This window comes from Clostridium cuniculi (genome assembly GCF_004353185.1).
Taxonomy (GTDB): domain Bacteria; phylum Bacillota; class Clostridia; order Clostridiales; family Clostridiaceae; genus Clostridium; species Clostridium cuniculi.
In genome coordinates, this window is record NZ_SMUS01000005.1 from 50668 (window position 1) to 72818 (window position 22151).

Annotated in this window: 20 protein-coding genes; 1 reads left to right on the top strand and 19 read right to left on the bottom strand. The window is 28.5% G+C overall.

Annotated features, from left to right (window positions below):
- Positions 1-28: 28 nt before the first annotated feature.
- A complete protein-coding gene (gene fliB / locus EJJ37_RS03315; protein WP_133014170.1) occupies positions 29-1174 on the bottom strand; it encodes a flagellin lysine-N-methylase in 1146 nt (381 codons plus the stop codon).
- 156 nt (positions 1175-1330) lie between these two features.
- A complete protein-coding gene (locus EJJ37_RS03320) occupies positions 1331-1612 on the bottom strand; it encodes a hypothetical protein (RefSeq protein ID WP_133014171.1) in 282 nt (93 codons plus the stop codon).
- A gap of 218 nt (positions 1613-1830) precedes the next feature.
- Between EJJ37_RS03320 and EJJ37_RS03325 the strand changes: the two genes are divergently transcribed.
- Complete coding sequence (locus tag EJJ37_RS03325) at positions 1831-2652, top strand: Cof-type HAD-IIB family hydrolase (protein WP_133014172.1); 822 nt, start codon at positions 1831-1833, stop codon at positions 2650-2652.
- Between the two features lie 95 nt (positions 2653-2747).
- On the opposite strand, the gene EJJ37_RS03330 is transcribed toward EJJ37_RS03325, so the two are convergent.
- The 17 genes from EJJ37_RS03330 to EJJ37_RS03410 all read right to left on the bottom strand — a co-directional run bounded on the left by EJJ37_RS03330 (position 2748) and on the right by EJJ37_RS03410 (position 22145).
- The gene (locus EJJ37_RS03330) at positions 2748-4007 is read right to left on the bottom strand and encodes an HlyC/CorC family transporter (protein ID WP_133014173.1); all 1260 of its coding nucleotides are present in this window, start codon (positions 4005-4007) and stop codon (positions 2748-2750) included.
- A 142-nt stretch (positions 4008-4149) separates the two neighbouring features.
- Positions 4150-5415: a cytosine deaminase gene (locus tag EJJ37_RS03335; RefSeq protein WP_133014174.1), complete on the bottom strand. Its 1266-nt coding sequence runs from the start codon at positions 5413-5415 to the stop codon at positions 4150-4152.
- 14 nt (positions 5416-5429) lie between these two features.
- The gene (codB, locus tag EJJ37_RS03340; protein WP_133014175.1) at positions 5430-6683 is read right to left on the bottom strand and encodes a cytosine permease; all 1254 of its coding nucleotides are present in this window, start codon (positions 6681-6683) and stop codon (positions 5430-5432) included.
- 325 nt (positions 6684-7008) lie between these two features.
- Positions 7009-8058, bottom strand: coding sequence for a flavodoxin-dependent (E)-4-hydroxy-3-methylbut-2-enyl-diphosphate synthase (ispG, locus tag EJJ37_RS03345; RefSeq protein WP_133014176.1), 1050 nt, complete (start codon positions 8056-8058; stop codon positions 7009-7011).
- Between the two features lie 10 nt (positions 8059-8068).
- Positions 8069-9088, bottom strand: a complete 1020-nt coding sequence (gene rseP / locus EJJ37_RS03350; protein WP_193553909.1) for an RIP metalloprotease RseP — start codon at positions 9086-9088, stop codon at positions 8069-8071.
- Positions 9089-10261, bottom strand: coding sequence for a 1-deoxy-D-xylulose-5-phosphate reductoisomerase (dxr, locus tag EJJ37_RS03355; protein ID WP_133014177.1), 1173 nt, complete (start codon positions 10259-10261; stop codon positions 9089-9091).
- Positions 10262-10270: 9 nt separating this feature from the next.
- Positions 10271-11251 carry an AI-2E family transporter gene (locus EJJ37_RS03360; RefSeq protein WP_133014178.1) on the bottom strand — a complete coding sequence of 327 codons (981 nt, stop codon included), beginning with the start codon at positions 11249-11251 and terminating at the stop codon, positions 10271-10273.
- 132 nt (positions 11252-11383) lie between these two features.
- Positions 11384-12178, bottom strand: coding sequence for a phosphatidate cytidylyltransferase (locus EJJ37_RS03365; protein ID WP_133014179.1), 795 nt, complete (start codon positions 12176-12178; stop codon positions 11384-11386).
- 18 nt (positions 12179-12196) lie between these two features.
- Positions 12197-12955, bottom strand: coding sequence for an isoprenyl transferase (locus tag EJJ37_RS03370; RefSeq protein WP_133014180.1), 759 nt, complete (start codon positions 12953-12955; stop codon positions 12197-12199).
- Positions 12956-13039: 84 nt separating this feature from the next.
- Positions 13040-13597, bottom strand: coding sequence for a ribosome recycling factor (frr, locus tag EJJ37_RS03375; protein WP_133014181.1), 558 nt, complete (start codon positions 13595-13597; stop codon positions 13040-13042).
- A 13-nt stretch (positions 13598-13610) separates the two neighbouring features.
- A complete protein-coding gene (gene pyrH, locus EJJ37_RS03380; RefSeq protein ID WP_133014182.1) occupies positions 13611-14321 on the bottom strand; it encodes a UMP kinase in 711 nt (236 codons plus the stop codon).
- A 69-nt stretch (positions 14322-14390) separates the two neighbouring features.
- A complete protein-coding gene (tsf, locus tag EJJ37_RS03385) occupies positions 14391-15305 on the bottom strand; it encodes a translation elongation factor Ts (protein WP_133014183.1) in 915 nt (304 codons plus the stop codon).
- Positions 15306-15391: 86 nt separating this feature from the next.
- Complete coding sequence (gene rpsB / locus EJJ37_RS03390) at positions 15392-16093, bottom strand: 30S ribosomal protein S2 (RefSeq protein ID WP_133014184.1); 702 nt, start codon at positions 16091-16093, stop codon at positions 15392-15394.
- Positions 16094-16469: 376 nt separating this feature from the next.
- Complete coding sequence (codY, locus tag EJJ37_RS03395; RefSeq protein WP_133014185.1) at positions 16470-17246, bottom strand: GTP-sensing pleiotropic transcriptional regulator CodY; 777 nt, start codon at positions 17244-17246, stop codon at positions 16470-16472.
- Positions 17247-17403: 157 nt separating this feature from the next.
- Positions 17404-19503, bottom strand: coding sequence for a type I DNA topoisomerase (topA, locus tag EJJ37_RS03400; protein ID WP_133014186.1), 2100 nt, complete (start codon positions 19501-19503; stop codon positions 17404-17406).
- A gap of 48 nt (positions 19504-19551) precedes the next feature.
- Positions 19552-20607, bottom strand: coding sequence for a DNA-processing protein DprA (gene dprA / locus EJJ37_RS03405; RefSeq protein ID WP_133014187.1), 1056 nt, complete (start codon positions 20605-20607; stop codon positions 19552-19554).
- A gap of 14 nt (positions 20608-20621) precedes the next feature.
- Positions 20622-22145 (bottom strand): YifB family Mg chelatase-like AAA ATPase, encoded by a 1524-nt coding sequence (locus EJJ37_RS03410; RefSeq protein WP_133014188.1) that lies wholly within the window; start codon positions 22143-22145, stop codon positions 20622-20624.
- Between the last annotated feature and the right edge of the window lie 6 nt (positions 22146-22151).

The following is a 22151-nucleotide window of genomic DNA, read 5'->3' on the forward strand; positions in this document are numbered from 1 at the left end:
ATCCAATTTTAGTAACACATTTCATTATCTATATTTCTGATTCTAATAAATTTTTAAATACCTTATTATGCTCTATATCCTTACTTAAACTTTGTATAACTCTTATAATTAAACTTTCGTTTATTTCTTTATTATTTAAAGCTATTCCAACTATATAGGCTTTTATTATTTTATAACTATTAATTAATATATTTATACTTAAATTTAAACTTTCTCCCCTATTGAATGGAATTAAATCTTTAAATATCTGATTTACTAAATAATTTTCTAAAATATAAGAATATTTCTCTATTAAACTTAAAAGACTTTTCTCATCATTTATGTGCTTTACAATATCATTTACTTTTAAAATTTCTTTTTTATATTCTTTAACACATTCTTTTAATCTAACACTTCTTATATTTTTTATTAACTCTTCATCTAAAAGACTTAAATAAAATTCATTGCTTTCATTTAAGTCTAAAGCTTTTAAAGAATCAAAATCAATATTTCCTTCACTATACTCTTCTAAAAGATCTTCTATTCCCTCAAAATCTTTTTCATTATGATACTCTTCAATTTTATTATAAAAAGACTTCAATATACCTAATCTTTCTTCAATAGAAAAATTTCTATTTTGTATTATATTTATAGAATTTATTCTTATATCCCAAAAATATTGAAGTAAATTATCACTTCCTTCAAAAACTTCAGTATCAATTATTCTTCTTATTTCAATAGCACTTTCATCAATACTTTCTTCAATTTCAATAAATTCCATTTTATCTTTATTTAAAAATGCCTTAGTACATATTTCTGGACACGATGCTAACCCGGATTTTTCATATATATCATCTATAATATTATATATCCTAGGAAACCTTTTGCATGTTATACATAAATTTTCTTCCCCAACTCCACCATGAATATCACAAAGTAAATTATCATTTAAAAATGGACATTTATTTCCCTCTTTTAGTATCATAAATCCCTTATTTAGATAATCATAGCTATTCTTATTTTCTCTAATTTTTCCTTGTACTAATTCTTTAAGTTTTCCAGTACAATTAGTATATTTTTTATATGTATCTTCATCTATATTTATATCCCAACCTGCACAACATGTATCTGCACAAGCTGACCCAATACATTTAAAAGTTAACATATATTTTGGTATAAACATATTTACTTTCATCTTTTGCTCCAATCACTATAGTAAGTAGTATATAAATTTATTTCTTTTCTATAATACATCAAAACATAGTTATATGTAAGTAAAATTACTTTGTTACACCTTTTAATTTTGATATTTCTTTTGTAAATAGTTAATTTTTTTAATTATTACATTCATTTATCTTACATCCTTTCCTTCAAGCACATAAAATCTAACCATATTACTTCTTGGAAATTCTTTTCTTTGCATTACCTTTAAAAGTTTTTTAAGCTCTTCTTTTGATAAATTTTTAAACTCTTCTTTTTCAAATCCGTCTTCATATAAATTATAACCTTCTTCAAGCTTTTCAATAACAATACTTCTATCCTTTTTATATGTCCTTATATCAAGTCTACTATATACTTCAAGCTTTCTTAATTTTCTAATTGCATCTTCAATAAAATTTTCTATTGGTATCATTCTATTCTCCTTAATATATTTTTATTTTTTCTCAATTTCCACTACTAATACTCTAAAAACAAAATTATTATATACTAAAATCAATAATAATTTATCATATCCATATACTAATTAATGTATTAAAACTTCTAATAATTAATATTTAAAATAACTATTTTTAATATTAAGAAAAAAATATTATAATAATTCCAATATATAACTTAGGAAGAAGGTTTTTTATGAGTATAAAACTTATATGTATTGATATGGATGGAACATTATTAATGGATCAACATAATATTTCTACTGAAGATAAAGAAGCAATAAAATATGCCGTAAATAAAGGTATTCATGTAGCTATTACTACAGGTAGAGTATACAATTGCGCTAAACTTTACTCTGATTTAATAGGATTAACTACACCAATAATAGCATCAAATGGTGCTTTTATCGGAGATAGTAATGGAGATGAAATTTATAATAATCCTTTAAATATTGAGGATGCAAAACAATTTTTAGAAATCGCTAAAAAATATAATTTATTTTCATATTTAACAGCTAACTTTGGAATAGTTTCTTTAGAGGAACTTCCTGAAACAAATATATACAAGGTCTTAAATAAAACCCTTAGAAAAGAAGAGCAAATTAAATTAGAAGTTCTAAATAATATTGATGATATTTATAAATTATATGATGGACAAATTCTTAAAGGTGTTTGCTTAGAAAAAAATGATACTAATAAACTATTAATGGCTAAAAAAGAGCTACAAGAAAAGTGTCCTAACTTAGAAATAGTTTCTTCTTGGCATGATAATTTTGAAATTATGAAAAAAGGTAGCTCAAAAGGAGAAGCTGTTGAGTACTTAACTAAATATTTAAATTTAGATAAAAGTGAAGTTATGTGTATTGGCGATAGTGAAAATGATCTTTCTATGATAAAATTTGCTGGCATTGGAGTTGCTATGGGTAATGCTATAGATAAAGTAAAAGAAGCTGCCTCATTTATAACTGACTCTAATACAAACTCTGGTGTTGCTAAAGCCATAAAGAAATTTATATAATAACTTTTAAAATATAACTATTTTTTACTTTTACAAAATTTAAGCAAAATACAATTGAAAATCTTATTTCAATTATATTTTGCTTTATCTAAAACTTAATTATATTGTTCCTCTCTATACCTCTCTACTATTATTTCTTTTACTCTTCTTCCTTCTATTTTAGAAACAGAAATACTTAAATCTTTATATACAAAACTTTCCCCAACTTTAGGCAGATATCCAAATTCCTTTATAATCCATCCATTAACAGTTTGTACCTCAAAGTCATCTACTTCTTCTTTCATATAAAATTCATCAAAAAAATCAACTAAAGAAACACTGCATACAACAGAATATCTATCTTCATCCAGCTTTTTAAAATATTCTACAACTTCATCATGTTCATCCCATATTTCACCTACTAGTTCCTCTAAGACATCTTCTAATGTTATAATCCCCATAGTTCCTCCGAATTCATCTATAACTACAGCCATATGATTTTTAAGATATTGAAATTTCTTTAAAAGCTCTGAAATCTTAGTATTTGAGGTTACATATACTATAGGTTTAATAATACTATCAATATTAACCTTATTTTCATCTAGCGCATCATAAAAATCCTTCTCATGGATTACTCCAATTATATTATCTATATTATTTTCATAAACAGGAAGTCTTGAAAACTTATTTTCTTTAAAAACTTTTCTTACATCCTCTATTGCAGTTTCTTTAGATATTGAAATTAAGTCAACTCTTGAAGTTAATATTTGATCTGCATCTAAATCATTAAATTCTATAGCTGAACGTATTAGCTTACTTTCATGTTCATCAATTCCACCTTTGATTTGCGCCTCTTCCACCATAGTCAATAACTCTTCTTCTACTTCTATTGGAATTTCTTCAACTTTTATCACCTTAGAAATAGTCTTTTTCCATAATCCAAATAAAAAATTAAGTGGAGTAAATATAATAAGTAATACTCTTAATATTGGAGTAGAAAACATTGCAAACTTTTCAGGACTCTCCTTTGATAAGCTTTTAGGAGATATTTCCCCAAATATTAATACTACTATAGTCATAACGATTGTTGATATTGTTACACCTATATCTCCATAATATTTAGTAAAAACTATAGTCGCTATTGATGCGGATGCTATATTTACTATATTGTTACCTATTAATATAGTTGAAAGAATATTATCAAACTTTTTAGAAATATTTAATGTATTTTCTGCTTTCTTACTTCCATTTACAGCTAAGTTCTTTAATTTAATTTTATTTAAGCTCGAAAAAGCTGTTTCAGTAGCTGAAAAATAAGCTGACATAATAATAAGAATAGCAATAACAACAATCAATATCAGGGCATTATCATCCATTTAAATCATCACTCCATTTTATAAATATTTTATTTTACTAACAATATATGTTGCATAAATTAAAATATTATACAAAATAAATTCATTAAATTTAAATATATAAAAAAAGATGAATAAAATAATCCATCTTTTTTTATCTTTACTATCTTTTAAATGTTACTTCTTTTTCTTCATTTACACTTATAAATGACTTACTTGGTATAGTTTTAGCTATAACTTTTCCTTCTCTTATTGAATATAAAACTTCAGCTCTTCTTCTAACAGCATCATAACCACTTTCAGCATTTAATAATATTAAATTACCTGGCTTACCTATTTCTATTCCATATTCATCTTCAATATTTAAAGTTTTTGCACTATTAGTTGATATAAACTTTAATGATTCATTTATATCATCATATCCCATCATTTGGCATACATGTAATCCAAAGTGAACTACTTCAAGCATATTTCCTGTTCCCATTGGATACCATGGATCAAATATATCATCATGTCCAAATGAAACATTAATTCCAGCTTCATTTAGCTCCTTAACTCTTGTAATACCTCTTCTCTTAGGATATGTATCAAATCTTCCTTGAAGATGAGTATTAACTAAAGGATTTGAAACAAAGTTTATCCCTGACATCTTTAATAATCTAAATAACTTATATGTATATGCATCATTATATGATCCCATTGCTGTAGTATGGCTAGCTGTTACCTTGTTTTTAAGTCCAGTTTCTAAAGCTCTTGCAGCTACTACTTCTAAAAATCTTGATTGTTCATCATCTATTTCATCACAATGAACATCTACTAATACATCATACTTTTTAGCTAGTTCAAATATTTTGTTAATCGATTCTACTCCATATTCTCTTGTAAATTCAAAGTGAGGTATAGCCCCTATTACATCTGCTCCTAATTTTATAGCTTCTTCTATTAATTCTAATCCATTAGGATAAGAAAGTATTCCTTCTTGAGGAAAAGCTACAATTTGTAATGTAACATAATCTTTAACTTCTTCTCTTACTTCAATCATTGCTTTTAATGCAACTAAACTTTCATCAGTAACATCAACATGTGTTCTTATAAATTGAATTCCATTAGCTACTTGCCATTCTATTGCTTTTTTTGCTCTAGTTTTAACATCTTCCTTAGTTAAAAACTCTTTTCTTTGAGACCATCTTTCTATCCCTTCAAAAAGAGTTCCACTCTTATTCCACTCTGGTTCTCCTGCAGTTAAAGTAGTGTCTAAATGTATGTGTGGTTCTATAAAAGGAGCAGAAGCTAAGGCTCCTTTTCCTTCTATAACTTCTTCATTATTTACTACCTCTAAATTTTCTGCTATTTCATCAAATTTTCCATCTACTATTCTTATATCAAATAATCCTTCTCTATCTAAAAGTCTTATATTTTTAATTAACATATTTTATCATCACCTTATTTATCAGTTATTTTGGTTCCTATTATGTAAACTATCATTGTCGTTAATATTGCATTTACAGCTATAACTCCAACTGTTATAACATTTGCAACAATAAATCCTGCTAAGAAAGCTACTATTGCTATCCAATTTACACTTTTAAATTTTGCTTTTTCAATGTTATCATACTTTCTCTTCTTTATAAAGAAGTAATCTGCTATTATTATTCCACCAACTGGAGGTAACATTGAATTTAAGAAAGTTAAGAATGCTGTAAAGTTATTATTTAACCATATTGCTCCTAATGTTCCTATAAGTCCACCTATGATTACCATTTGCTTTTTAGGTAATTTAGTTATATTTGATAACCCAAGCCCTGCTGTATAAATCGCATTATCATTAGTTGTCCAAATATTTAATCCTAAAACTAATATTGCTGGTATTACTAAACCTTGTGAGAACATTACATCTGCTATATCTGAATTTCCTGTAACCATTGCTCCAACTGCTCCAAATAAGAACATTAAAGAATTTCCTATAAAGAAAGCTATTACTGTTGTTCCTACAGCTACTTTTTTATTTTTTGAGAATCTAGCAAAGTCTGGAGTTGCTGTTCCTCCACTTATAAATGAACCAACACATAAAGTTACTGCCGTTACTAATGCCATTTTACTAGTTGGCTCTATATTCATTAAACCTTGAACTCCACCAACAGAATTAGTTGCCATTATTGCTGATGTACTACCTAATATTGCAATTGCTGGTACTGCTATTGCACTTAATATTGTTAAAGACTTCATTCCAAAGTAAGCTGTTGCTGTCATTAATAATCCTGTTATTGCTACTAATAAATATAAGTTTATATTAAATCTATTTGCTACTGGTATTGCAAACATAGCTATTCCAACACCAAACCATCCTATTTGTGTAATACTAGTTACAAAAGATGCAAGATATGAACCTTTTTCACCAAATGAATATCTAGCAAGTAAATGCATTGAAAGTCCTGTATCTGCTCCTATATATGCCAGTAGTCCTGTGTAGCAAGCTAAAATTAAGTTTCCTAAGAATACTGCTATGAAAAACTCTTTTAGCGATAGGCCTGTCCCTAAATTTCCTCCTGTTAACATACTAGCTGAGAAGAATGTAAATCCAAGCATAACAACGAACATTGAAAAGAATCCCTTTTTATCCTTACTATGTACATGAGTTAATGCGTAATCATGATCTTCTTTACTAAACTGTGTCTCCATATTTAATTTTGCTTCCATTTTTAAATCTCCTTAAACATAAAATTTAAAAACCAGTGCCTAAGTTATAAAAAAACGACCTTTCCTTAATATAGAAAGGTCGTTACTACTTAAAATTAGATACTATTATAAATAATAATATAAAATATTATTATAGTATCTAAAACTTTATCTGTCGTATAATCTCCGACCTTTTTAATCTCTCTGGATTAAGTTTAAAGGACTAGTTTTCTCGAAGTCATTATATACTTTTTTGTCGAATAAAGTCAACACATTTTTTAAATCTATAAAAATACCTCCGGGGTTAATCCAATATTTGGATTAACCCCGGAGGAAGTTACATTTTTTACAAGTTTTCTATCTCTTTCATTAATTCTTCAATAAGATCTTCTTCTTTAACTTTTTTAATTATTTCACCTTTTTTGAAGATTAATCCCTCACCTTTTCCACCTGCAATACCAATATCCGCTTCTCTTGCTTCTCCAGGACCATTTACAACACATCCCATTACTGCAACCTTAATATTTTTATTACAGTTTTCAAGTTTCTTTTCAACCTCTTCAGCAATCTTTATAAGGTTAATTTGAGTTCTTCCACAAGTCGGACAAGATACAAAAGTCATTCCTTGATTTTTTAAACCTAGAGCAATTAACATTTCTTTTGCTACTTTAATCTCTTCTATTGGATCACTAGTTAAGGATACTCTTATAGTATCTCCTATCCCTTCTGCTAATAAAGTCCCTATTCCAAGTGTTGATTTTATAGTTCCTCTAAATACAGTACCTGATTCAGTAACACCTAAATGAAGAGGATAATTACATTTACTACTCATTAATCTGTAAGCCTCAATCATCATAGGAACATCAGAAGACTTAATTGAAATAACTATATCATAAAAATCTAGTTCTTCTAATATCTTAACATGTCTTAATGCTGATTCAACAAGACCTTTAGCTGTTGGTTTACCATCTCTCTCTAATATATCTTTTTCTAAGGAACCAGAATTAACACCTATTCTTATTGGAATATTTTTAGCCTTACAAGCTTCTGTAACAGCTTTTACTCTCTCTACATCTCCAATATTACCTGGATTAATTCTAATTGCACTAATTCCATTTTCAACACATTTTAATGCTAATCTGTAATCGAAATGTATATCTGCAACTACAGGCATTGGAGAACCTGCACAAATATCCTTTATTGCTTCAGCTGCTTCCATATCAGGAACAGCACATCTTATTATTTCACAACCTGCTACATGAAGAGCTCTTATTTGATCTAATGTAGCCTCTACATCTCTTGTATCTGTATTAGTCATAGATTGAATCGAAACTGGTGAATCTCCACCAATATAAACTGATCCAACCTTAACTTTTCTAGTAAATTTTCTTTCCATTTTTCCACTCCTATAAACTAATAGGGAATAATATATCCTTTAATGTTACTACTATCATAAATCCTATTAACACCATAAACCCTACATAATTTAATGCTCCAACTATTTTATCAGGAACTTTTCTTCTAGTTATAAGTTCAATTAATAAAATAACTGTCCATCCTCCATCTAAGGCAGGGAATGGTAATAAATTAAACACTGCTAAATTAATACTAAGGAATCCAAGGAAATATGTTAATGATATTAAACCACTTTTAGCAACTTCTGTTGACATTTTTATTATTGTAACTGGTCCACCAACATCTGTCTTAAAGTTTACCTTACCTGTAACCATCATTGCTAAACTCTTATAAGTTTGAGTTACTAATGAAATAGTCTCATTAAATGACTCTTTAATTGACTGAATTATTGTTGGCTTTTCAACAAGTGTATAATAAAGTCCTACTTGATATATTTGACTCCCATCCTCCTCAACTAATCTTGGTGTTACAGTAATATTTTCTTTATTTCCATTTCTATCTACTACTAAATCTACTGAACCACCTTTTGCCATTTGAATCCCCATTGAAACATCAGTAGTAGTAAATACCTTTGACCCATCTATACTTAATATTCTATCTCCAACCTCTAAGCCAGACTCTATAGCTGCAGAGTTTTCAACTAATTTACTTATTACTGGTTCTGAATATCCCCTATTACTTATTATAATTGCAAATGCAATAATTGCAAATATAACGTTCATTGTAACACCAGCTATTATAACACTAATTCTTCTTAATGGTGATTTGCTAGAAAAGCTTCTTTCATCATCACTAGCCTCTTCTTCACCAAGCATCTTTACATATCCTCCAATAGGGAATAACCTTAATGAATATTGAGTTTCTTTTCCCTTTTTAGAAAGAATCTCTGGTCCCATACCAATTGAAAACTCTTCTACTTTTATTCCATTAGCCTTAGCCATAATAAAGTGTCCTAATTCATGAACAATTATTAATAAACTAAAACCCAATATTGCCATTATAATATACACTTACTTCACTCCTAACTCCCATTTAGTTCTTATATACTCTCTAACCTTTTTATCTAACTCTATAATATTATCTAAAGTTAATTCATCATAATAATTTTCTTTAAATACACCCATACATTCTTCTATTATTTCTGCGATTTGTAAGAACTTTATTTTTTCTTTTAATAATAAGGCTACAGCTTCTTCATTTGCACCATTTAATATAGTAGGAGCCAACCCTCCAATTTTCCCTGCTTCATATGCAAATCTTAAACATTTAAATGTTTCTAAATCTGGTTTTTCAAATGTTAATGCACCTAACTCATAAAAGTTAACTGGCTTTGCTATCATATCTTTTCTTTCAGGATAGTTTAATGCATATTGAATAGGTAATCTCATATCTGGAGATCCTAACTGCGCAATAACACTAGCATCCTTATATTCAACCATAGAATGAATTATACTTTGTGGATGAACAATAACTTCTATATTATCATAGTCACAATCAAATAAGAAATGAGCTTCTATAACTTCTAGACCTTTATTCATTAATGTAGCCGAATCTATAGATATTTTTTGCCCCATATTCCATTTTGGATGTTTAAGTGCTTCTTTAACTGTTACATCTTTTAACTCTTCAATAGTCTTTCCTCTAAATGGTCCTCCAGATGCAGTTAATAATATCTTATTTATATCTTTATTTTTATATCCACTTAAACTTTGGAATATAGCACTATGTTCTGAATCTACAGGCAATATTTTTACGTTATTTTCCTTGGCCTTATTCATAACAAGCTCTCCAGCAACAACTAATGTTTCCTTATTAGCTAAAGCTATATCCTTTTTTGCCTCTATTGCTGCTATTGTAGGTTTTAAACCTATCATTCCCACAACAGATGTAACTACAGTATCAATTTCTTCTAAAGTTGCAATTTTAACTAATCCATCTATACCACTAAAAACTTGTATATTAGGATATTCCTTATTACAAAACTCTTCAATAATCTTTGAAGAATTTTCATCCATCATTGCTACATATTTAGGCTCAAACTCTCCTATTATTTCTTTAATCTTATCAACTGAAGAATTTGCTGTAATTCCTATAAGATTAATTTTTCCATCTGAATTTCTTATTACATCTAGAGTCTGCGTTCCTATAGAACCCGTTGCCCCTAAAATCGAAATATTTTTCATTAATACCTCCTACAATGTTCCTTCATATATTATATCTTTTGCAATTAAACAGTATATAGGGCCTATTAATAATCCTATTATTCCAAATACTTCTGCACCTATATACATTGAAAGCATTACCACTAGTGGATGAATATCTAACTTAGAGCTAAGAAACTTAAGTTCTAATATCTCTCTTATTACTTGCAGTAACAAATATAATGCTATTAATCCAACTACTAGTAAGTATTCTTTCATTATTATATTGTATATTATAATTGGAATAAATACAATTATAGTTCCTACATATGGTAATATATCTAGTATGCCACAAATAACACCTAAAAATATTGCACTAGGAACTCTTAAAATTTTGAATCCTATAATAGTAATAATCATACACATAATTACTAATTTTAATTCAATTTTTACTACTTCTCTCAAATTATTCTTTTTCACCCTTATAGTATCTACAATATCATAAGGTAATAAACAATTTAATAACCTTAAAAACAATCTTTTATCAACTAAAACAAAATATACACACATATTTGCAATTACATAGGATAAAATACTTTGTCCTGTTACCGCTAATCCACTTCTGAAAGTTAAAGAAGTTAAACTATGTGAATTATTTGATATAACCTTTTCTATATCAATATTAAATACCTCACTAATATTTTCTATGAATTCTTTTATCCTATCTATATGCTCCACATAAAAACTTTGTACTAAATCTATTATAGAGTTTCCAAAATAAAATATAAAACAAAATAATAATATATTTATTATCAAAATAGTTAGTGCTCCAGCAATTTCTTTTTTATTAATTATTTTTTTTACAATATCGTATACTGGTGTTGATATAACTATCAAAACTAAAATAGTCATAAATGGCTTAAAATAGTTTTTTATTATAAAAGTTACAATTACAAATATTAATAATAAAAATAACAAATCAACTAATGTTTTATATTGATAATGTTTTTTATATCCATTATATAACCTCATTTTCTCCTCCTATCTTAAATTAATATTTCAATATATTACATTATTAATTTATTAATACCACTTATAATTTAGACTATATTTCAATTATAAAACAAAAAAGGATACAATAGTTAAACTATCGTATCCTGCTTATTAAATTCCTACTACAAATGTTAAATAATAAAAAACAACTACTGCATTAAATAAAATTGAATCAAATCTATCTAATATACCACCATGTCCCGGAATAAGATTACTATAATCTTTTAGTCCAACAAATCTTTTAATAGATGATGCAACTAAGTCTCCAAATTGCCCCATTATTCCACATAACGCTCCTATTAAGAAGAAATGAATAATATTTACCTGTGGAACATATGCACTAACTGCTACACCAAACAATCCACATCCAAGAGTAGCACCTAAAAATCCACCAATTGACCCCTCAATTGTTTTTTTAGGACTCACCTTTGGACAAAGCTTATGTTTACCAAAGAATCTACCAAAATAGTATGCTACTGTATCAGAAAGCCATGATCCAATAAATATTAACCACACTAAAAATTGTCCACCAACTTTTTCATTAACTAATGGAATAAAACTGAATAATATTACAACATAAATAAATCCTAAAAAAGTTATAGCTACATCTACAAAAGAATATTTTAAATCAATTATAGGTATTATTAATGCTATTACCATAGCTATAACTAAAATATACATCATCTTTTCAAAATCATTATTAAATGCATAATAGACAATCAATAATATATAACTAATTATAGGAATACTTTTTATTTCCTTTGTCTTTAACGCATTATAAAACTCATATAATCCACATATAGATAATGCTATAGTAAATAACTTTAGTGGTAATCCACCTAAAAGTACAAAAATCAATAACGGAGCAAGTACAACGGCTCCTAAATATCTACTATTTAATTTCAAACTTCCAACCTCCTTTAACTATACTCCACCATATCTTCTATCTCTATTTTGATAATCATATATTGCCTGTTGTAAATCTCTTTCACTAAAATCAGGCCAATTTACATTTGAATACCAAAATTCTGAATATGCACATTGCCATAATAAGAAATTACTTATTCTTTGTTCACCTGAAGGTCTTATTATTAAATCTGGATCTGGGCAATTTTTTGTATATAAATATTCTGAAAATCTTTCTTTTGTAATATCATCCTTATTTATATTCCCGTTTTCAATATCTATAACTATATTTTTCACAGCTCTTACTATTTCATCTCTTCCCCCATAATTAAAGGCAACATTTAAGACTAATCCAGTATTATTTTTTGTTAACTCTATAGAATCTTCAATTTCTTTTCTACATTCCTCTTGAAGTTGAGTTATATCACCTAAAACTCTTAATACAACGCCATTTTTATGTAGCTCTCCAACTTCACTCTTTAAATACTGAACTAATAATTTCATTAAAGCATTAACTTCATCCTTTGGTCTTTTCCAATTTTCAGTTGAAAATGCATATAAGGTAATAAACTTTATACCTAATCTATCAGCTTCCTTTACTATTCTTCTAATAGTTTCAACTCCAGCTTTATGTCCCATACTTCTAGGCATATTTCTTTTTTTTGCCCATCTTCCATTTCCATCCATGATTATTGCCACATGCTGAGGAATATTTTTTTCATCTAATTCTATATTTAATTCTTCATTATTTTTAGTAGCTTTAAAAAAATTAAACATTATTTCCCTGCCTCCAATTTACTTTATATAAAACCCGTATCTTAATAATTTCACTTAATAAAAAAACCTGCTAAATAGCAGGTTTTAAATTGACATAATCTCTTTTTCCTTAGCTACAACAAGTGAATCTATTTCTTTAACAAATTGATCTGTTTTCTTTTGAACAGCATCTTCACCTTTTTTAACTTCATCTTCTGAAATATGTCCATCCTTCTTTAATGCCTTAATCTTTTCATTAGCATCTCTTCTTATAGATCTAATTGCTACTTTAGCATCTTCACCTAACTTTTTAACATTCTTAACAAGATTTCTTCTTGTTTCTTCTGTTAATTCAGGAACTAATAATCTAATTATAGATCCATCATTAGATGGGTTAATTCCTAAGTCAGATTTTAAAATTGCTTTTTCAATTTCTTTTAATAATGACTTATCCCAAGGAGTTATAACTAACATTCTTGGCTCTGGAGCAGAAATATTACCAACTTGCTCAATTGGGCATAATCCACCATATGCTTCTACTTGGATTCTATCAAGCATCTTTGGATTAGCTCTACCAGCTTTTAATGTTGTTAAATCTGAAGTTAAAACAGAAATAGTCTTTTGCATTTTTGACTCTGCTGTATTTAATAATTCTTTTATCATATAATCCTCCTTATTATTTAGATACTATTGTACCTATTTTTTCTCCTTCCATTACTTTTTTGATATTACCTTCTTCACTAATACCAAAAACTAATATTGGAATATTATTATCCATACATAATGTAGTTGCTGTTGTATCCATTACCTGTAAGCCTTTTTCGATTACTTCCATATATGTTAGTTTATCATATTTTTTAGCATCTGCAAACTTATTTGGATCTTTATCATATACACCATCAACATTTTTAGCAAGTAAGATTACATCTGCTTCTATTTCAGCAGCTCTTAATGCTGCAGCTGTATCAGTTGAGAAATATGGATTTCCTGAACCAGCCCCGAAAATTACAACTCTTCCCTTTTCTAAATGTCTAACAGCTCTTCTTCTTATAAAAGGTTCAGCTATTTCTTTCATTTCTATAGCAGTTTGTACTCTTGTCTTAACTCCTATACCTTCTAAAGCATCTTGAAGTGCTAATGCATTTATACAAGTAGCTAACATTCCCATATGGTCTGCTGTAGTTCTGTCCATACCTTCACCAGATCTACCTCTCCATATGTTTCCACCACCTACAACTAAACCAACTTCAACATCCATATCTACTAAAGTTTTAACTTCTCTTGCAATTCTTCCTACTATATCAAAGTCAAATCCAAATCCATTTGCCCCTGATAAAGCTTCACCTGATATCTTTAACATTACTCTCTTATATTCAATATTTGCCATTGTAATCCCTCCTGCTATATATGTACTCTTTTCCTTAAAAAAAGAGAACACCAAAGTGTTCTCTTGATATTACATACCCATAGTCTTAGCAACTTCTGCAGCGAAGTCTTCTTCAACTTTTTCGATACCTTCTCCTCTTTCGAATCTAGCGTATCTTGTAACAGTTATTGGAGAACCAACTTCTTTAGATTTTTCTTCTAAGAATTTAGATATTGACTTATCTCCATCTTTAACCCATGCTTGATCTAAAAGACAAACTTCTTTGTAGTACTTTTGAATTCTTCCCATTACCATTTTTTCAACGATATTTTCTGGCTTTCCTTCATTTAATGCTTGAACTCTGTAGATTTCTTTTTCTTTTTCTAAAGCTTCGTTATCTACTTGTTCTCTGCTTAAGAATAGAGGATTTGCAGCAGCAACTTGCATACAAACTTCCTTAGCAACTTCTTCTAAAGCAGCAACGTCTGTAGATTCACTAGCAACTTCAACCATAACTCCGATTCTTCCGCCACCGTGGATGTAGCTAGCTATAGCTCCGTTTTCTATGTTGAATTTAACAAATCTTCTTACTGTCATGTTTTCGCCTAGCTTTGCGATTAAAGCTGTTAAAGCTTCAGTTACAGTAGATTCACCATCAAATTTTTCAGCAACTAATTCTTCAACAGTTGTAGCTGAAGTGTTAGCAGCCATTTCTGCAACTTTTGTTGCGAATGAAACGAATTCTTCGTTAGCAGCAACGAAGTCAGTTTCACAGTTAACTTCTACCATAGCAGCAGTTTTCTTGTCAGCTGAAACGAAAGTCTTAACGATACCTTCAGCAGCAACTCTACCAGCTTTTTTAGCAGCAGCAGCTAATCCCTTTTCTCTTAAAAATTCAACAGCTTTTTCTATATTTCCTTCAGTTTCAACTAAAGCCTTTTTGCAGTCCATCATTCCTGCACCAGTCATTTCTCTTAATTCTTTAACTGATTTAGCAGTTATCATTATTAAATTCCTCCTTAACATTAAATGTAAACCATATTTTAGGTTAAAAGGTAAATGAAGTTTCCCTCACCTACCTCTTAAAATTATTATTCAGCTAATTGTTCGCCTTGTCTTCCTTCGATAATTCCATCAGCTAATTTAGCAGTTATTAATTTAACAGCTCTGATAGCATCGTCGTTTCCTGGAATTACGTAATCAACTTCTTCTGGGTCACAGTTAGTATCAACGATAGCTACTACTGGGATTCCTAATATTTTAGCTTCTGATATAGCATTCTTTTCTTTTCTTGGGTCAACTACAAACATAGCTCCGATGTTGTTAACATCTAAGTTAGTAATACCACCAAGGTTAGTTTGTAATTTTTCCATTTCACCTTTTAATTTGATTACTTCTTTCTTAGGTAAAACATCAAATGTTCCATCTTGTTCCATTTGTTGTAATTCTTCTAATCTCTTAATTCTAGTTTTGATAGTTTTGAAGTTAGTTAACATACCACCTAACCATCTGTTGTTTACGAAGTGCATGTTTGATCTTACAGCTTCTTCTTGGATAGCTTCTTGAGCTTGTTTCTTAGTTCCAACGAAAAGAATGTCTTTTCCTTCAGTTGATACTTCTCTAATGAAGTTATAAGCTTCTTCTACCTTCTTAACTGTCTTTTGAAGATCTATTATATATATTCCGTTTCTTTCTGTGAATATATATGGAGCCATTTTAGGGTTCCATCTTCTTGTTTGGTGTCCAAAGTGAACGCCTGCTTCTAATAATTGTTTCATTGATATTACTGACATTTTGTTACCTCCTGGTTTTTCCTCCACAACCTTCATTCTTATAAAGCTTCCCAAAATTGGGCACCAACTTTATACATTGGGCTGTGTGCGTATTTATTTACCTAGGTTAGTATATCATAAGCTTTATATCCTAGCAACATATTTTTTGCATATTTTATATTTCACGTCATAAAACTATAAATTTATTATATATTACCCAAATAAAAAACTAATTAAATACTAACTTTTACATGTTTCAAAAGATTCATTATATATTATATCCTAATTTAAAAATATAACACTAATTTAATTTTTCTTTATTTTATTCTGTCACGCTTTTTATGTTGTAAACTTTTATTATATAAAAAAATAAGCTATACCTTTGTATAGCTTATTTTTATCTTATCTTCTTTAATTCTTCTACTAATTTTTCATTTAAAATCTTAATATGAGTTCCCTTCATTCCTAAAGATCTTGACTCAATTACACCAGCACTCTCAAATTTTCTTAAAGCATTTACAATAACACTTCTTGTTATTCCAACTTTGTCTGCAATTTTAGATGCAACTAATAGACCTTCATTGCCATCTAGCTCATTGAATATATGCTCTACAGCTTCTAATTCCGAATAAGATAAAGTTCCAATAGCTAATTGTACCACAGCTTTTTTTCTTGCTTCCTCTTCTAGCTCATCCTGTTTAGCTCTTAACATTTCCATTCCAACTATAGTTGCACTATGTTCTGCTAATACTAAATCTTCTTCTTCAAATTCTTCTCCAAATCTTGCTAAAAGTAATGTTCCCATTCTTTCACGATTACCTACAATAGGTACTATAGTAGATATTTTATTAGAAACTTCACAAGCACCTTCTCCCTTAAATACACAATTCCCATTGCTCTTAGAATTTGCCAAAGTTTCTGTAATCTTTAATAAACCTTCATTATATCCTAACGGAAATCTACCTTCTTCTAAAACATACTTTTTCATTATTGCGCACTCAAAATCTGTTGAAAAAGTATGTCCTAAAACTTTTCCTTTTCTACTAATTATATATACGTTACATGCTAAAACTTCACTTAAAAGTTTGCATATATCATCAAATACTACTGGGTCTGCACCACCCTTTTGTAATATTTTATTTAATCTTCTAGTTTTATTTAATAATGATGACAATTAAATACTCCCCCCATCATAACCTTATCACTAAATTGTTAATTTTCAAAATTGTCTAAATTTTAAGATATTACTTCTTAATCTTATACTATCATATAAGACTTTTTTTTACAACAATTTTTACATTCTTTCGACAAGGCTTATGAGAACTATTTATTTACTTATCATCTTTCTTTTCATTGTCATCTTCTAAAGGCATTGTATTTCCACATTCAGTATTTGAACATATCGCATATTTACCTTTAGTTTTTGAATACTTAATTGTCATATAGTTACCACATTTTGAACATGGCTCTTTTATAGGCTCATTCCAACTTACAAAGTCGCAATTTGGATAATTAGAGCATCCAAAAAATTTCTTTCCTTTTTTGCTTCTCTTAGCTAATATCTTTCCTCCGCACTTTGGACATGGAACATCTAATTCCTCAACAATTGGTTTAGCATTATGACATTCTGGATATCCTGGGCATGCTAAGAAAGTACCATATCTTCCACGTTTTATAACCATCATTCTTCCACATTTATCACATGGAACATCACTTACTTTATCTTCAATTACAACTTTTGAAATTTCCTTCTCAGCTTTATCAATGGCTACTTTAAGGGGTGCAAAGAATTCACCAACTACCTCTTTCCATTCTTCACTGCCTTCTTCAATATAATCCAGCTTTCTTTCCATATCTGCTGTAAAATCTACATCAACTATTTGTTTAAAATAATCTGACATTATATTATTAACTATAAATCCTAACTCTGTAGGTATTAAATTTTTCTTTTCTCTTGAAACATAATCTCTACTTAATAATGTAGATATTGTTGGAACGTAAGTACTTGGTCTTCCTATTCCCTTTTCTTCAAGTAATTTTACAAATGATGCTTCTGTATATCTTGCTGGTGGTTGAGTGAAATGTTGTTTACCTTCTACAGATGCAGGTTGTAATATTTCACCTTCTTCTAGCATCGGTAATGATACATCATTATCATCATCTTCAGTTGTATAATCATACACTTTCATGAAACCATCAAATTTAATAGTTGAACCAGATGCCTTAAATGAATACTCTCCATTTACTATATCTATACTATTTGTATTTAATGAACATGATGCCATTTGACTTGCAATAAATCTCTTCCATATTAAGCTATATAATTTATATTGCTCTGCTGATAAATTTGCTTTTGCTATTTCTGGAGTTATTTCTATATGAGAAGGTCTTATAGCTTCATGAGCATCTTGTATATTTTTCTTTCCTTTATATACTCTTGGCTTCTCTGGAACATACTCATTTCCATAGCTTTCTTTTATAAAGTCAATAGCCTTTCCTTGTGCTTCTTCAGAAATTCTTACAGAGTCAGTTCTCATGTAAGTTATTAAACCTACTGTACCATATCCTTTTACATCAATCCCTTCATAAAGAGCTTGAGCTATAGACATAGTTCTCTTAGTCATAAAATTAAGCTTTTTAGAAGCTTCTTGTTGCAAAGTACTTGTTGTAAATGGTGGCAATGGATTTTTTAATCTATTACCCTTTTTAACTTTATCAATTCTATAATTATTTTCTTCTAATTCTCTTATTATTTTATTAGCTTCTTCTTCTGTTGTTATTTCTATTTTTTTATTTTTATACTTCGTTAATTTTATTGGGAATTTTTTTCTTTCCTTCTTTAAAACACAATCTACTGTCCAGTATTCTTTTGGTTCAAAAGCTTTTATTTCTTCCTCTTTATCACAAATAAGCTTTAATGCAGCTGATTGAACTCTTCCAGCACTTAATCCCCATTTAACATTTTTCCAAAGTATCGGACTTATTTCATATCCAACAAGTCTATCTAATACTCTTCTTGCTTGTTGCGCATCAACTAAATTTAAGTTTATTTTTCTTGCTCCTTTTATAGATTCTTTTACAGCACTTTTAGTTATTTCATTAAATACTATTCTACATGTTTCATCTTCTGAAATTTTTAATATATTTGCTAAGTGCCAAGATATAGCCTCTCCCTCTCTATCGGGGTCGGTTGCAAGATAAATTTTATCTGCTTTTTTAGCAGCTTTTTTTAATTTAGTTATTAATTCACCTTTTCCTCTAATAGTTATATATTTTGGATTAAAATTATCTTCTATATCAACACCTAATTTACTTTTAGGTAAATCTCTAACATGACCCATTGAGGCTTCAACTGTATAATTTTTTCCTAAATATTTACTAATTGTCTTTGCTTTTGCAGGTGACTCTACAATAACAAGATTCTGACCCATACCATCAACTCCTATTTATCTCTTAGGAGCTTTTACCCCCCTAAAATTCTAACTAATCTTTACGTAATAATTGCCTGGTAGGCAAATAATTTCATTTTCATTTTGCATTTCAAATAATAACTCAAACAAAGCTATTCTGTCAATATTTAGACTTCCAATTATTTTATCTATATGTATAGGTTCTTTACCTATTACATCCAATAAACATTTTTTAACGCTATTTTTAATATTATTTTTATTATCTTTTTTAATTATATTAAGAAATTCATATAAATCATCTTTTCCTAAAAAAGGACGTGCTCCTTGATGAATTAATAAGTTACATCCTCTACTAGATTCGTTAAAAATTGGCCCTGGAACTACCATGACTTCTTTAGATTGATTTAATGCATAATCAACAGTTATTAGTGATCCACTTCTACTAGATGCCTCTATAACAATTACACCATTGCTTAAAGCACTTATGATTCTATTTCTTTGTGGAAAATTATACGATATTGGTTTTGTTCCTGGTAAAAATTCTGATATTAACAAGCCTTTTTCAGAAATTTTATCATACAAATATTTATTAAATCTTGGATATACAATATCTATTCCACACCCTAAAACTCCTATTGTCTTTCCACCTCTACTTAAAATTTCTCTATGTGCTATTGAGTCTATTCCAGCAGCTACACCACTTACAACACCATATGAAATATTATATAATTCAGATGTTATAAACTTAGTAACCTGCTCTCCATAATTAGTGTTTTTTCTTGATCCAACAATAGCAACCATATTATAATCTAATAATGCTATATCTCCTTTATAAAATATAACATATGGTGGATTTGCAATATTTTTTAATTTTTCTGGATACAAACTAGACGAATATGTTACATACTTTATGTTGTTTTTAAATAAATATTCCTCTAATTTTTCCTCTTCTATATTATTTTTAACTTTTAATCGCATTAAAAAATTTTTGTACAACAATTTTTCTTTAACTATATTATCAATATTATTATAAATATTTTCTTCATTATTATACTTTTCTATTAACTTTATCTTAGCTGAATCAGATATCTTTAGTAATATAAACCATATTTTATACTTATCCATACATTGAATCCTTTCTATATTATTTCGCCAAAAACATTTTTTCTAAATCCTATAGCTTCGATAATATGATAGTCCATAACTTCAACACTACAATCTAAATCTGCTATGGTTCTAGCTACTTTTATTATTTTGGTATATCCTCTAAGAGTTATATCATATCTACGATAATAATCTTCTAAAACTCTTTTTGCATTTTTATTGATATTGCATAAATTTAATACATCTTTCCCAACAATATCTGAATTATATTTATATTTTGTTCCTTTAAATCTTTCTTTCTGAATTTCTCTTGCCAATATTACATTATGTCGCATATTGTCAGAATTAATTTTATCCTTTTTTCCAACGATTTCATCTACTTTTATTCTGGGAACAAAATTTAATATATCAATTCTATCCAAAAGAGCTCTAGACATTCTATTTATATACCTTCTTCTCTCTAATTCAGTACATGTGCAAGTTGATCCTGAATCATAATCAAGCATCTTTCCACAAGGACATGGATTAAAAGTTCCAACTAATATAAAATTACTGGGCAATGTATAACTTTCTTTTAATCTTGAAATATTTATTTTCTTATCTTCTAGAGGTTGCCTTAAAAGTTCTAACACCTCTTTTTTAAATTCTAATATTTCATCTAAAAATAAAACACCATTATGAGCTAAAGTTATTTCTCCAGCTTTTACATCCTTTCCACCACCAATTAATGCTGTTTTAGTTATAGTATTATGGGGTGATCTAAAAGGCCTTGATATATCATACCCATCATCCCATAACCCTGATACACTATATATTTTTGCAACCTCCTGCTGCTCCTCTATAGTCATAGGTGGTAATATAGATGGTAGGGCTTTTGCCAACATTGTTTTACCTGAACCTGGTGATCCAAATAACATTATATTATGATTACCAGCTGCTACAATTTCCATAGCTTTTTTCGATGTATATTGCCCCATTATATCTTCAAATCTATTAACGAAAACCTCTTTATTTTTTCTCTTTTTTTCTCCTTTATATGGCAGTAAATCTTCATTTTGTATATATGATATTACTTGATTTAGTGTTTTAAAAGGAAAAAAGTTTCCTAAGACAAAACTTCTCATTTCTTTCAAATTTTCAAGGGGAAAAATGAAATTTTGCTTCTTATTATTATCACCTTCAAAAATAATAGGTACTGCTCCTTTAACCCCCTTTAATTCACCATTTAAAGAAAGTTCTCCAAACACTATATAGTCATCTAATGACTTTTCTTCAATTTGTCCTGATGCCATCAATATCCCAAGTGCTATAGGTAAATCTAAAAGACTACCTATTTTTTTTACATCTGCTGGGGCTAAATTTATAGTAATTCTACCTAATGGAAATTCATACCCACTATTTACTATTGCTAATCTGACCCTTTCCTTAGATTCTTTAATTGATGTATCTGGTAATCCAACAATATTAAAGCTTGGAATTCCTCTAGTTATATCAACTTCAACACTTATTAATACACCATCTAATCCTCTATGTGTAGCACTAGTTATTTTTAAAGCCATCTCTTA

Coding starts and splice junctions, on each gene's coding strand:
- fliB (WP_133014170.1), bottom strand. CDS start 1,174: ATGAAAGTAAATATGTTTATACCAAAATATATGTTAACTTTTAAATGT.
- EJJ37_RS03320 (WP_133014171.1), bottom strand. CDS start 1,612: ATGATACCAATAGAAAATTTTATTGAAGATGCAATTAGAAAATTAAGA.
- EJJ37_RS03325 (WP_133014172.1), top strand. CDS start 1,831: ATGAGTATAAAACTTATATGTATTGATATGGATGGAACATTATTAATG.
- EJJ37_RS03330 (WP_133014173.1), bottom strand. CDS start 4,007: ATGGATGATAATGCCCTGATATTGATTGTTGTTATTGCTATTCTTATT.
- EJJ37_RS03335 (WP_133014174.1), bottom strand. CDS start 5,415: ATGTTAATTAAAAATATAAGACTTTTAGATAGAGAAGGATTATTTGAT.
- codB (WP_133014175.1), bottom strand. CDS start 6,683: ATGGAAGCAAAATTAAATATGGAGACACAGTTTAGTAAAGAAGATCAT.
- ispG (WP_133014176.1), bottom strand. CDS start 8,058: ATGGAAAGAAAATTTACTAGAAAAGTTAAGGTTGGATCAGTTTATATT.
- dxr (WP_133014177.1), bottom strand. CDS start 10,261: ATGAAAAATATTTCGATTTTAGGGGCAACGGGTTCTATAGGAACGCAG.
- EJJ37_RS03360 (WP_133014178.1), bottom strand. CDS start 11,251: ATGAGGTTATATAATGGATATAAAAAACATTATCAATATAAAACATTA.
- EJJ37_RS03370 (WP_133014180.1), bottom strand. CDS start 12,955: ATGTTTAATTTTTTTAAAGCTACTAAAAATAATGAAGAATTAAATATA.
- frr (WP_133014181.1), bottom strand. CDS start 13,597: ATGATAAAAGAATTATTAAATACAGCAGAGTCAAAAATGCAAAAGACT.
- pyrH (WP_133014182.1), bottom strand. CDS start 14,321: ATGGCAAATATTGAATATAAGAGAGTAATGTTAAAGATATCAGGTGAA.
- tsf (WP_133014183.1), bottom strand. CDS start 15,305: ATGATAACTGCTAAATCAGTTAAAGAATTAAGAGAAATGACTGGTGCA.
- rpsB (WP_133014184.1), bottom strand. CDS start 16,093: ATGTCAGTAATATCAATGAAACAATTATTAGAAGCAGGCGTTCACTTT.
- topA (WP_133014186.1), bottom strand. CDS start 19,503: ATGGGTCAGAATCTTGTTATTGTAGAGTCACCTGCAAAAGCAAAGACA.
- dprA (WP_133014187.1), bottom strand. CDS start 20,607: ATGGATAAGTATAAAATATGGTTTATATTACTAAAGATATCTGATTCA.
- EJJ37_RS03410 (WP_133014188.1), bottom strand. CDS start 22,145: ATGGCTTTAAAAATAACTAGTGCTACACATAGAGGATTAGATGGTGTA.